General features: G+C 39.3%; 14 protein-coding genes. 7 read left to right on the forward strand and 7 right to left on the reverse strand.

The window, feature by feature from the left end; translation table 11 throughout:
* Positions 1 to 94: 94 nt before the first annotated feature.
* Positions 95 to 517: a hypothetical protein gene (locus NXS00_RS19265; RefSeq protein ID WP_258100899.1), complete on the reverse strand. Its 423-nt coding sequence runs from the start codon at positions 515 to 517 to the stop codon at positions 95 to 97.
* A gap of 315 nt (positions 518 to 832) precedes the next feature.
* On the opposite strand from NXS00_RS19265, the gene NXS00_RS19270 reads away from it, so the two are divergent.
* Positions 833 to 1,102, forward strand: coding sequence for a hypothetical protein (locus NXS00_RS19270; protein ID WP_258100900.1), 270 nt, complete (start codon positions 833 to 835; stop codon positions 1,100 to 1,102).
* A 2-nt stretch (positions 1,103 to 1,104) separates the two neighbouring features.
* Positions 1,105 to 1,299: a PspC domain-containing protein gene (locus NXS00_RS19275; RefSeq protein WP_258100901.1), complete on the forward strand. Its 195-nt coding sequence runs from the start codon at positions 1,105 to 1,107 to the stop codon at positions 1,297 to 1,299.
* Here NXS00_RS19275 and NXS00_RS19280 read toward each other — a convergent pair.
* The 5 genes from NXS00_RS19280 to carB form a co-directional block, all read right to left on the reverse strand.
* Positions 1,296 to 2,462, reverse strand: coding sequence for a formimidoylglutamase (locus NXS00_RS19280; RefSeq protein ID WP_258100902.1), 1,167 nt, complete (start codon positions 2,460 to 2,462; stop codon positions 1,296 to 1,298). The genes NXS00_RS19275 and NXS00_RS19280 overlap by 4 nt on opposite strands.
* A gap of 105 nt (positions 2,463 to 2,567) precedes the next feature.
* The gene (nqrF, locus tag NXS00_RS19285; protein WP_258100903.1) at positions 2,568 to 3,869 is read right to left on the reverse strand and encodes an NADH:ubiquinone reductase (Na(+)-transporting) subunit F; all 1,302 of its coding nucleotides are present in this window, start codon (positions 3,867 to 3,869) and stop codon (positions 2,568 to 2,570) included.
* 132 nt (positions 3,870 to 4,001) lie between these two features.
* The gene (gene accD, locus NXS00_RS19290) at positions 4,002 to 4,841 is read right to left on the reverse strand and encodes an acetyl-CoA carboxylase, carboxyltransferase subunit beta (protein WP_258100904.1); all 840 of its coding nucleotides are present in this window, start codon (positions 4,839 to 4,841) and stop codon (positions 4,002 to 4,004) included.
* Between the two features lie 102 nt (positions 4,842 to 4,943).
* Positions 4,944 to 5,198: a DUF4834 family protein gene (locus NXS00_RS19295; protein WP_258100905.1), complete on the reverse strand. Its 255-nt coding sequence runs from the start codon at positions 5,196 to 5,198 to the stop codon at positions 4,944 to 4,946.
* 14 nt (positions 5,199 to 5,212) lie between these two features.
* Positions 5,213 to 8,026, reverse strand: a complete 2,814-nt coding sequence (gene carB / locus NXS00_RS19300; protein ID WP_258100906.1) for a carbamoyl-phosphate synthase large subunit — start codon at positions 8,024 to 8,026, stop codon at positions 5,213 to 5,215.
* A gap of 168 nt (positions 8,027 to 8,194) precedes the next feature.
* Between carB and NXS00_RS19305 the strand changes: the two genes are divergently transcribed.
* From NXS00_RS19305 to NXS00_RS19325, 5 genes are all read left to right on the forward strand, one after another.
* A complete protein-coding gene (locus tag NXS00_RS19305; protein ID WP_258100907.1) occupies positions 8,195 to 9,172 on the forward strand; it encodes a helix-turn-helix transcriptional regulator in 978 nt (325 codons plus the stop codon).
* Positions 9,173 to 9,227: 55 nt separating this feature from the next.
* Positions 9,228 to 9,854 (forward strand): GyrI-like domain-containing protein, encoded by a 627-nt coding sequence (locus tag NXS00_RS19310; protein WP_258100908.1) that lies wholly within the window; start codon positions 9,228 to 9,230, stop codon positions 9,852 to 9,854.
* 68 nt (positions 9,855 to 9,922) lie between these two features.
* Complete coding sequence (locus tag NXS00_RS19315; protein WP_258100909.1) at positions 9,923 to 10,600, forward strand: VOC family protein; 678 nt, start codon at positions 9,923 to 9,925, stop codon at positions 10,598 to 10,600.
* 7 nt (positions 10,601 to 10,607) lie between these two features.
* Positions 10,608 to 11,048, forward strand: a complete 441-nt coding sequence (locus NXS00_RS19320) for an SRPBCC family protein (protein ID WP_258100910.1) — start codon at positions 10,608 to 10,610, stop codon at positions 11,046 to 11,048.
* A gap of 63 nt (positions 11,049 to 11,111) precedes the next feature.
* Positions 11,112 to 11,327, forward strand: coding sequence for a DUF3185 family protein (locus tag NXS00_RS19325; protein WP_258100911.1), 216 nt, complete (start codon positions 11,112 to 11,114; stop codon positions 11,325 to 11,327).
* A 47-nt stretch (positions 11,328 to 11,374) separates the two neighbouring features.
* On the opposite strand, the gene NXS00_RS19330 is transcribed toward NXS00_RS19325, so the two are convergent.
* A complete protein-coding gene (locus NXS00_RS19330; protein WP_258100912.1) occupies positions 11,375 to 13,102 on the reverse strand; it encodes an OmpL47-type beta-barrel domain-containing protein in 1,728 nt (575 codons plus the stop codon).
* Between the last annotated feature and the right edge of the window lie 28 nt (positions 13,103 to 13,130).

Raw genomic sequence — 13,130 nt, forward strand, 5'->3', positions numbered from 1 at the left:
CCGTTGCGAAAATTAAAATTAGGGCATAGCCTATAAATAAAAAAAGCCGCCCGCTATAAAGCGGACGACTTACTCGCCATAACTGATAAGTCTATTATGAGTTGAAGACTTCTTCTACTCTGTCACCGAAGTTTTTCAGTGCTTTCTCTACTTCATTAGAAGTTTCCTTAGCAAACTCCTTCGTATCATTCCAAGCTTGTTTGGTAGAGTTTTCTACTTTATCAATTGCTCTATCCAAGTCATCTTGAGTTTCTTCCAAGTCAGCTTTGATCTTCTCTAGCTTGGTTTTATTACCATCCGTTGCATCAGCAATTTTGTCGTTGATGTCATCAAGCTTAGTTTCTACATCCAATTTCATTTCTTCAAGCTTTAATTTCAAATCAGACTGCTCCGACTCAAATGAGTCTTTCATTTCTTCCATTGCATTTTCTGCTTTGGATTCGTTTTTCGTATTGTTACACGCCACAACAGAAGTTCCTATAATGGCAATCGCAAATATTTTAGTTAGCATTTTCATAGTAAAAAGTGTTTAAGTGAGTAAAGCTTTGTTTTGAGTATTTGATTGGTACTATGCCAATACCAGACCAAAACCACTATCCATTGATTATCAATTACTTACATTTTACATCTTTTCAAAATTCCTTTCATTTTGAAAAATCCCTTCCAGATTTGAAAAAGTGTCCGACAAAATATTGCAAGCGTACACTTATGAGACTTTCAGTGTCCACTTGCGTACACAATTAATTGCATTAAAAAAGCAATACCATTACAACTTATTGATTATCTGTGTTTTATGATTTTTGGCACACCAGTTGCCAATTAGATAATCGTTATGCTAAGCAAAAGATCAATCAGTAAAAGCGGAATAGGAAAAACCTTATTAATCATACTAGGGGTAATAGTCGCTTTGCTCTTGACATATAACAGTCCGCTGTTTACAGCGGAAGTCTTCAATCTAACCGGAAGCGAAGTTGAGCCAGTAGCCGAAACACCTAAAGATCAAAACTCAAAACTCAAGGGCGTAGCTGGCTCAACTTTCAATTCTACATCAGAACTATTTCATGTATTAACCATGAATTCACCATTTCTCAACAGCAAATAAATATGCCAAACAATAGACTTTTCAGATCCAAAACAGAATCAATGTTGGCTGGAGTATGTGGAGGAATCGCCAAATACTTCGACCTGGACCCATCCTTAGTAAGACTAGGGTATGTAGTACTTTCAGTACTGAGTGCTGCCTTTCCAGGAATACTGGTTTACATCATTCTATGGATAATAATACCTGAGGAATACTAAACAAACTTCGAATAAGTAGTGATCCACCGATTAGGGACTTCCCCTTCTAAAGCAGTTTCATAATCAGAGTAATTACACGGAATCATTCTACTTCTTAAGAAACCTGAGGTTTCTTCTGGATGCGGAACTTCCATCCACCACTTTTCGGACAGCTTACTCTTGTAAAACTTAATAGAAGAAGGTTCACCGCCCATTGATACCTCATAAACAAGGTAGTCATTGGATCGAAAGTTCTTATCTCCTTTTCGATTATAGAAGCCTTCTATGAAGTACCAAATCATGGTGCCGATCACAAATGCTGTCTTACGATCTGTAGTATCCTTGTAGACATCATAGTCATAGAAGCCGATACTACTGAGCTTATCATTAAGACCTGCATACCAGCATAGCTGACATGCTTCTTCTCCAGTAAGCCCATAGACATTGGAATCAACTGCTCCTGGGCAGTAATGCGCCTGAAGTGATGAAATATCAAAGCTCATCATATCCGCGTCTCGTACGATTGGTTCTAATTCTTTGATGTTTTCTTTTACCACACCAAGTCTTACTGCTTCGAAATATAGCTTCTCAATTAATTCTGCCTCCTTAGCCTCTACCAGATATGATTGATAGGCTAATTGATAGTAGTTAAAGAGATAATTTGGGTCGTATTTAAAAATCTTATGAATATGAGCATCTACTGGAAGAGCTGATTTAGGATCTGCAAGATCTAGCTTGTTGTCTATATTCAATACGGTAATTAGCTTCTCTTGATTTTCATATGCCTGATACTGTCCCAGATCAACATCATGACTACCTCCAATTATGATCGGCAGTATATTATTTTCCATCAAGTATCCACACACCTCCTGCAAGCGCTGGTAAGTGTCTGTCAACTCAGGACCATTTCTAAAATTACCAAGATCAACAACTTTAAGATTCCCTGAACCTTTCTTTAACCGATAAAAGCTCTGACGTATTTCAGTAGCAGATAAGGATATCCCTTTCTGATTTTCTTCATTGGCTCCCCTTGACTCCTGCACTCCAATGATTGCAATATCCCGATCATCCAATTCTGGAAGCTGACCTTGATTGATGTACATGGAATGAGCAATTGCCGAAGAAGGCAAAGAATCCACTTGAATATCAGATGAAATTGGGTCAAAGAAGAGTTTTAAATCCATGAAGTTGAGGCTGTGTTTGGACAAATCTAATGAAAATTGGCTAGGCTGAAAGCCATAAAAAAAGGGGAAAATTGCTTTTCCCCTTTTCGTATTTTTTTTGATGGATTAACCTCCGAAATCGTCAAATCGGATGTTTTCATCAGGAATACCAAAGTCCTGACCCATTTTCTCTACTGCTGCGTTCATCAATGGAGGTCCACAGAAGTAAAGCTCTATTTCTTCTGGCTCATCGTGCTTGCTCAAGTACTGATCAATTACAGCCTGGTGAACAAATCCTAAGAAGCCGTCTCCTTCTTTGTCATTAATGTCTGTCTTCACTTTCCAGTTATCTTCAGGAAGTGGCTCAGAAAGCACAACAAAGAACTGGAAGTTAGGGAAGTCTTTTTCTAGCTTGTAGAAGTGATCCAGATAGAATAGCTCTCTTTTAGATCTACCACCGTACCAGTAAGTAACTTTTCTACCAGTTTTCAAGGTTCTGAATAGGTGGTAAAGGTGAGATCTCATTGGAGCCATACCTGCTCCACCACCTACGTAAAGCATTTCAGCTTCTGAAGGATTGATGAAGAATTCACCGTAAGGACCTGAAATAGTCACTTTATCACCTGGCTTTTTCGAGAAGATGTAAGATGAAGCTATACCTGGGTTTACCTTCATCCAGCCATTAGCTGATCTATCCCATGGTGGAGTAGCTACCCTTACATTTAGCATAATCTCTCTTCCCTCTGCAGGGTAAGAAGCCATAGAGTAAGCTCTTTCTACTGTCTCTGGATTAACCATTTTCAGATCCCAAAGACCAAATTTATCCCACTCCATTTTGAATTTCTCAGGATCATCATGCTCCTCAGGGTGAGCAGTGATATCCATATCTTTATAATCTACTTCGCATTCTGGAATTTCGATCTGAATATATCCTCCAGCTTCGTAATCCATATCTTCAGGAATTTCTACTACAAATTCCTTGATAAAAGATGCTACGTTATAATTTCTAACCACAGTCGCTTCCCACTTCTTGATTCCGAAAATTTCCTCTGGAATCTCAATGCGCATATCCTGCTTCACCTTCACCTGACATCCAAGACGAACACCTTCCTGCTGTTGCGTGCGGCTTAAGTGTCCTTCCTCTGTAGGAAGAATCTCTCCTCCTCCTTCTTTCACGGTACACTTACACTCTGCACAGGTTCCACCACCACCACATGCTGATGGTAAGAAAATCTTCTGACCCGAAAGTGTAGACAACAAAGATGAACCAGCTGGTGCTGTGATCGGGTTTGCTTCATCACCATTAATGATGATCTTCACTGGTCCTGACTGAACCAACTTAGACTGAGCAAACAATAGGATGAATACCAATAGCAGGATAACTCCTGTAAAGGCAATGATTCCTGAAGTGATAATGACTGATGACATAGGTCTTTAAGCCTTTTGTTTTTAAATTAAAATCGGGTGCAAATATAAGAGATAAACCCTTGTGATTAAAGATGAATCAATTCAATTATTGCACGATTCGGTAACAGATTGATAAATAAAAAGGTTTTATAATCAATAGATCATTTTCAACAGAGCCGTAAGCTTCGCTTTCAGATGTCTACGATCTACGATAAAATCCAAAAATCCGTGATCCAATACAAATTCAGAGCTTTGGAAACCTTTTGGTAAATCCTTACCGATGGTCTCTCTAATAACTCGAGGACCTGCAAAACCAATCAAAGCGCCTGGCTCCGCAATATTGAAATCACCAAGCATTGCATAGGATGCTGTAACTCCACCAGTTGTAGGATCTGTTAGCAAAGAAATGTATGGAATACCTGCCTCTGAGAGCAGCGCTAGCTTCGCTGAAGTCTTCGCCATTTGCATCAAAGAGAAACCTGCCTCCATCATACGAGCACCTCCAGATTTAGAGATCATCAAGAATGGAATCTTTTTCTTTAATGAATAATCAATACCTCTAGCGATTTTCTCTCCCACTACTGATCCCATAGAACCACCAATGAAATTGAAATCCATACAACAAATGGTGATATCACGACCATTCATTTTACCATGTGCCGTTCTTACAGCATCTTTCAAACCAGTTTTAGCTTGAGTCGCTGCAATACGATCTGGATATTTCTTGCTATCTGTAAATTTCAACGGATCGGCAGAACTTAAGTCCTTATCCAGTTCCGTGAATTTGTTTTCATCGAATAGAATTTCGAAATACTCCTTAGAGCCAATTCTTACGTGAAAATCATCATCTGGACATACGTAAGCGTTGTTTTTAAGCTCACGCATGTGAATGATATTTCCACTTGGAGATTTATACCAAAGACCATCTGGGGCCTCTTTTTTCTTCTCTGTAGGGGTGTGTATTCCTTTGTCTTGTCTTTTAAACCAAGCCATAAGCCGATTTTTTGTGAGTGTGCAAAACTATATGATGTTCCTGAAATCAAATAACGCCTGCTCGGATTTCTCCAAACAGGCGTTATCAATTTAGTCGTATTATTACTTTACTTCCTCAAAATCAACGTATTCTCCTCCGCCGAAATTCTTGGTATCCTTCTTATCTTTTTGAGGAATATGATCAATATTCAAGTTACTATTGGGTGCTTTTTTATGATTATGCCTTTGTTGCTGGTCTGCATTGTAGCCCCGATTAAACTCCTGAGCTCCTCTAAACAACAGACCGAACAAATAGCCCCCTACTCTTACGAATAGGTAAGCTACCAATATTAAAATGATGATAAATTTTAAAAACATAGTACTCCTATAACTTATCTACTCAAGTAGAGGTTTCGTTCTGAGTAGATTTCTAAGAAATAATCGTCCATTAAGTCATCAATGAAATAGATCGCTTCACCAGTAGATTTCATCTCAGGGCCCAATTCCTTGTTTACATTCGGGAATTTGTGGAATGAGAATACAGGTTCTTTGATCGCATATCCATGCTTGTAAGGTTTGAAATCAAAATCCTTCACCTTCTTATCACCAAGCATCACTTTCGTTGCATAGTTAACATATGGTTCTCTGTATGCTTTACAGATGAACGGAACTGTTCTGGATGCTCTTGGGTTTGCTTCGATGATGTATACTTTATCTTCTTTGATCGCGAACTGGATATTGATCAAACCTACAGTTTTCAAAGCTTTAGCAATCTTCACTGTATATTCCTCAATCTGACGCATCACAAAATCTCCAAGGTTATATGGAGGAAGTACTGCGTAAGAATCACCTGAGTGAATACCAGCCGGCTCTATATGCTGCATGATACCGATGATATATACATCTTCACCATCACAGATTGCATCTGCTTCTGCCTCAATTGCACCTTCCAGGAAGTGATCCAACAAGATTTTACCATCAGGCTTGTCTTTCAATAGATTTACTACATGCTCTTCAAGCTCTTGCTCGTTGATTACGATCTTCATGCTCTGTCCTCCAAGCACATAACTTGGACGAACTAACAATGGGAAACCAATTGTTTTAGAAAGCTCAACTGCACTCTCAGCATCCTCGATCGTACCATATTCAGGATAAGGAATGTTCTGCTCTTTTAGCAAATCAGAGAAACGACCTCTATCCTCAGCTAAATCAAGTGCTTCGTAACTAGTACCTATAATTTTGATACCGTATCTACTTAGTTTTTCAGACAACTTCAAAGCAGTCTGTCCACCAAGCTGCACAATCACACCTTCTGGTTTCTCATGAAGGATGATGTCATATATGTGCTCCCAGAATACTGGCTCAAAGTATAATTTATCCGCTGTGTCAAAGTCAGTAGATACTGTCTCCGGGTTACAGTTGATCATGATGGTTTCATAACCTGCCTCTTTTGCAGCAAGTACACCATGCACACACGAGTAATCAAACTCAATCCCCTGACCAATACGGTTAGGACCTGAACCTAAAACAACAATTTTCTTCTTATCAGTAGGCTCTGACTCGTTTTCCTCATCAAAAGAAGAGTAGTAATATGGAGTTTGTGCTTCGAACTCAGCAGCACACGTATCAACCAGTTTGTAAACACGCTTGATACCTAGATCAATTCGCTTCGTATATACTTCACTTTCCAGACACTTCACCAGGTGAGCGATCTGACGGTCAGCATATCCTTTTTCCTTCGCTTCTTTCAGTAGTTCTTTAGGAAGAGACTCAACTGTATGCTTTTCAATGTCTTTTTCCAATAAGATCAGCTCCTCAATCTGGTGTAAGAACCATGGATCGATCTTAGTCAACTTATGAATGGTTTTGAATGGAATTCCTAGCTTGAATGCATCATAGATATGGAACAACCTATTCCAGCTTGGATGCTCCAGACTGTAAAGCAATGCAGCCTGATCTTTCAGCTCTTTTCCATCAGCACCTAATCCATTTCTCTTAATTTCTAGAGACTGACATGCTTTTTGAAGGGCTTCCTGGAAGTTTCTTCCGATACCCATAGCCTCACCAACAGATTTCATCTGAAGTCCTAGCTTTCTGTCAGATCCCTGGAACTTATCGAAGTTCCATCTTGGTATTTTCACGATTACATAGTCCAAAGCAGGCTCGAAGAACGCTGAAGTTGTTTTAGTAATCTGATTTTTCAATTCGTCAAGGTTATAACCGATTGCCAACTTAGCAGCAATTTTTGCGATAGGATAACCAGTTGCTTTTGATGCCAATGCAGATGAACGAGATACACGCGGGTTAATCTCAATACCGATGATTTCATCAGTATCAGGGTTTACTGAAAACTGAACATTACACCCACCAGCAAACTGACCGATACCATTCATCATCTTGATCGCTAGATCACGCATGTTCTGATAAATAGTATCTGGCAATGTCATAGCAGGAGCCACCGTAATCGAGTCTCCAGTATGAACACCCATTGGGTCGAAGTTTTCGATGCTACAAATAATAATAATGTTTCCAATATTATCTCTCAATAGCTCCAACTCATACTCCTTCCAGCCCATGATACTCTGCTCCACCAAAACTTCGTGGATTGGAGATGCCTGTAGGCCGGCGTTCAAGGCTTTGTCAAATTCCTCAGGATTATCTACAAATCCTCCTCCGTAACCACCAAGGGTATAGGATGGTCTGATAACCAATGGGAACCCAATTTCTTGAGCAATTTCTTTTCCTTTTAAGAAAGAAGTAGCCGTTTCACCTTTACAAACTCCAACATTGAGTTCGTGCATTTTCATACGGAATTTCTCACGATCCTCAGTAGTTTCTATCGCATTGATATCCACACCGATGATACGCACTCCGTATTTCTCCCAAATTCCTGCTTTGTCACAATCAATAGCCAGGTTCAATGCAGTTTGACCACCTTGAGTAGGTAATACAGCATCAACCTTATGCTTTTCAAGAATCTCCTTGATCGATTGTTTCGTAAGAGGCTTCAGGTAAACGTGATCCGCAGTAACCGGATCCGTCATGATCGTAGCAGGATTGCTATTGATCAGAATCACTTCAATTCCTTCTTCTCTTAAAGATCTTGATGCTTGAGAACCTGAATAATCAAACTCACAAGCTTGTCCGATGATGATCGGTCCACTTCCAATAATTAGTACTGACTTGATACTGGAATCCTTCGGCATATTCGTATGGTGGTTTACATAGGTACAAATTGTGGCAAATTTAAGTCACGGATTCTCCACCGGAAAACTGTTTAAAATTAAATTTGGCAGAATTCTCATTTTTTTCACTTTTTATTCGATTCTTGAAAGAAAAACAGGGTATTCTCACAATTTCATTTCTGAAGACTCATGAACCGTATCGACCGACTTACAGCCATATTAGTACACTTGCAGAGTAAATCTCGAGTTCCACTGGAAGAAATGGAGGAGCGTTTTGAGGTCAGCAGACGCACTATTTTTCGTGATGTGAAGTCTCTGATGGAGGCAGGAGTGCCTATCGGAGGTGATGCAGGCGAAGGATACTTCATAGTAGAAGGTTATCATTTGCCACCTGTCGTTTTTAACAAAGAAGAAGCTGCGGCGATCCTGGTTGGTGCCAAGTTCATACAGAAAAATGGTGGTGAGAAGATCTCTAAGAATTTTGAAGAGGCCATGTATAAAATCAAAGCCGTACTCAAATATCGTGATCGTGAATTCCTGGAAAACCTGGAAGAGAGCATATCCGTAATTGGTCCGCCCACTGCAACCAAGATGACCAACATCGATCCTCATATTGAGGAATTGCAGATTGCCATAGCTTCTCAGAAAAAAATCAAGATTACCTATTACTCCAATTACACAGAGCAAACCAATCAACGTGAAGTAGAGCCTTTAGGCCTCGTTCATTACTCTGGCAGATGGCACTTAATTGCATATTGCTTACTCCGAGAAGATTTTAGAGACTTCAGAACAGACAGAATCCAGCAACTGCATATCACTTCGGAATCATTTGATAGATCAAAACACCCCAACTTTATGGAGTTTGTTCACGGCATGGTAGGAGGAACTGATGCGAAAGAAGCTGAGATTCGATTTTCAAAAAAAGCTGCTCGGTTCACTCAAGACCAACGCTACTATTATGGTTTTTTGGAAGAAACTAAGCATGAGGATTTTATTGATATGAAATTCATCACTCCACATTATCCGTATTTAGCTAAATGGTTACTCATGTATGGAAGTGAAGTCAGCGTGTTGTCTCCTCCTCAGCTTCAGGGATTGGTTGCAACCTATTCCAAAGAGCTTTTTGAGCACCATCAAAAATATTTTACTGCCGAACTAAGGAAGTGACATAGGGTTGACACTTTCGAATTTTTCTTTGATCCTGAAACCAAACTTCAGGAACATGGAACTACTCAAAACAGATCTCATTAAATCCGACCCCTCTTATTACAAAGCAGGCAAAAATCCTCAACTCGTTGAGCTGGGAGAATACTATTATTTAACGATCAAAGGACAATCAAGCCCAGAAGATACACTCTTCCTAAATGCACTTCAAACCATATATCCCGTAGCCTACGGGATCAAATTTCTATGCAAGGCAGAAGACAATGATTTCACTGTCCCTAAAATGGAATGCTACTGGTATGTCAATGGAGGGCAAGAAGTGCAGAAACTCTTTAGGCAGACTCCACGAGATGAATGGATGTGGCAAATCAAAATCCGCATGCCTGATTTTGTAGAACATGATCATTTCTTCAGAGCGGTTCATAACGCAAGACAGAGAAAACCTTATCAGACCAACTTTGATGACGTCAAGTTTGAACTGGTAAGAGAAGGGCTTTGCGCTCAAATTCTTCACATTGGATCTTATGAAGACGAAGCTCCAAACATAGATCTGTTGCACCAATTCATTGAAGAACAAAACTGTCAGATTTCAGGATATCATAAGGAAATCTATTTGTCAGATCCTAGAAGAACAGCTCCTGAGAAACTAAAAACAATTATCAGATATCAAATTTCACCCAAGTGAATCTTAGAATCGTCATTATGATCCAATGTCTTTTCTGCATTGGAATTAACCAGGCAAATAATCAAACCATGAACATAGAAGCAAAAGGACTCAGAACCACCATTTACAAAGTAGACGATTTAGCAGCGGCCACCGAGTGGTATAGCAAAGCGTTCGGCACCAAACCTTATTTCAATGAACCATTTTATGTGGGGTTCAATATTGGAGGATATGAATTGGGATTACTTCCAGAAAAAACAGAAACGCCAAAAACCACCAATATACTATCCTACTGGGGAGTGGATGACATCACAGATGCTTATGACATCATGATTTCTAATGATGCTATTGAATTGGAATCACCGCAAGATGTAGGCGATGGCGTAATGGTTGCTCTTGTCAAAGATCCATGGCAAAACGTGATCGGGTTGATTTATAACCCATACTTTAAAACAGAAACTCCGGAAAACAGCATCATAGAGTGGGCTCCATTTGAATTAGCGGACCATGCAACCAAAGAGGAATTATTCAATGCGGGAATGAGACTAGAAAAGGAATTTCTAATCAAACAACCCGGATTCATCAAGAGAGAATTGCTTCATAAGCAAAGCAATCAATGGGTAGATCTCATTTATTGGGAATCCGAAACAGCTGCGCAAGCGGCAAAGGATGCATGCAAAACCAATGAAGCCGCCGAAGCATATTTCTCACTGATGAAATCAGTTGACGAAACTTCTATTAAACATTATTCAATCATCAATAAGTAACCAAACCATGCTAAACAAAGACCTAGTTTTCAAGACCTCCATTCAAATCAATAGTACAGCATCTGAAGTTTGGGATGCGCTTATCAATCCAGAAAAGATCAAAAAGTATTTTTTCGGAACAGAAACAAAGAGTGACTGGAAAACCGGAAGTGACTTGATCTTTCAGGGTGAATGGGAAGGAACTCCCTACATTGATAAAGGAACAATCCTGTCAATAGAACCAAATCGTATGTTGTCATACAATTACATCAGCAGCTTTTCGCAGCTAAAGGATAAGCCTGAAAACAGAGCAACGATCACTATGGAAGTTCTTGAAGAAAATGATCAGGCAAACTTGACTCTCACTCAAGAAGGTTTCGAAACTCAAGAGGCTTTCGATCACTCGGCAAGCAATTGGTCTAGTGTACTGGAAGATCTGAAGAATCGCGTTGAGAAAAACGACTGGTGATCTGATCAATTCAAACCATTTGCCTGGAAATCGATTTATTATAGAAACAAACGAATCGAAACTATGAAAAGTGGAATGGTCCGAGGCGTGGTAATGATCGCTGCAGGAATTTTTTTAGTCTATTGGGCTCAATCTCACTCACCTAAAGATTTTGGACAAGTAATTGGCAATGCTGTCTCTGGAGGCTACACCATGTCAGAACCATGGTATTATGTATGTCTTGTCTTGGGAATAGTAGTAGGCGTAGTGGGTGTGCTTAGAACATTCAAATCGATGTAACAACCTATTAGTACGGACATTAAAAAAGCGGCTCCAGGCCGCTTTTCTTATTTTATCTTAAACTCTATCGTTACTTCTTGCTCGTTATTGAGATAATCTACTGCCTTGATCGTCATTTCATGCTTGCCTTTACTAAAGCCGGTAATCAAACCTCGATAAGGAACAAATGCCGAACCATCTAAATTGTAAGAAAGCGATTTAATACCAGAGGTCTGGTCTGTAGCTGACAAGAAAAGTCCAGATGTAATAGGATATGTTGGGATTTTTGAACCTTCCACAGCTCCTGTGTTGAACTGCGTGAAAATCTCTGGTAGAGTCGCATCATAGAAGAACGCAAACTCAGCCACATTTCGGTTGTTCACATTGTCATATCCATAGTACTCCATTATGTAATACCCATCCTTCTCACCTTTGATCTCAAATGGTTCAGAATAATCCGTTTCTCCAATATCTGTTTTGAATGAGTAAGCAAATTTACTCAACCCAGATTCAACATCTTTTCCGGAAAATTTGATCTTGGTATACGGCCCAATAAACAAGGTATCATCTCTTACAAATGAGTGATTTAAAATAGCATGATCGATAATTGGGCCTGTTAAATCCACATAAAACTTATTGACGTTATGCTTGTACTCCTCATAACCACCTTGTCCTAAGTATCTACTTTTCTTCTGATCGGCAGTAGAGTTATTCAAATTATCTACCGAATAATATTTAATGGAGTGAAGTCCTGCTACACTTGGTAAATAAAACGGTTTATCATATTCAACGAATTCAGAATTATCAATTGAGTACCTGATTTCCTTTACTCCAACCTTATTATCAACCGCAGTAAGTTTCAACTTCGTTCTTCCTGAGAAATAGATTTCATCCCCTACGATAAATCGATCACCAAGGACATCAGCCACCATTAATGGAGCTGAACGATCTAGATAGAATTTAAAAGAATGTGGTTCTTCTGTATTCCCAACATTATCTACAGAATAATAGGTAATCAAGTGTTCACCCTCTTTCAATGAAGCAACTTTAAGTTCCTTTCCTGGATATTTTAAATATTCTCCTCCATCCAATTTGTAGTAAACAGACTGAATTCCTGAAGTGGAATCATATGCCTGGAGATACATTTTAGAAGCCAAGGAAATGATATTATCACCTGTGATACCATTAATAGTCAAATCACTGAAGGGAACATCTGAATCCACAATAAAATCTACGGAATGCTTTTCTTCAGTATTGCCAACGTTATCAACCGCATAATAATCTATATGTACTTCACGCTCATCAAGCGTAAACGCACTATCATAAGCAAGTTCTTCAGCTCCGTTGATGGAGTACATTAACCTACTTACTCCTGTTAAATTGTCTTTAGCTTCCAAAGCAACCACAACTTCATTCGCATAATACACCGCGTCTCCTTGATATTTCGAATTATAGTCGATTTTTATATTACTTATTGGATTAATTCCATCTGCATAAACCTCAAACATCACTTCAGTATTTGGTACTGGGCGCATTGTTTTTGGATCTACAGCTTCTCTTGATCGAATGTAATTTACCCCCTCCGTATCCAGATAAAACGGCTCAGCGTATTGAGGAGTAGACTTGCTCTTCAAGCGTTCTGTATCATTTCCTTCAGGATTGTCGGCGATAAATAAATAAACTGGCTGTGACTTTTTCCAATATAAAGTGCCTGTAGTATCAATGAAGTGGGTTGGTTCCTGTGCAACTACCGAAAAGCTGATTATGCCAAGAAGAGTAAAAAGTAAAGACCTCATAATATATCGTATACTGAGAAATGATGGT

Source organism: Marinoscillum pacificum (assembly GCF_024714495.1).
GTDB lineage: Bacteria > Bacteroidota > Bacteroidia > Cytophagales > Cyclobacteriaceae > Marinoscillum > Marinoscillum pacificum.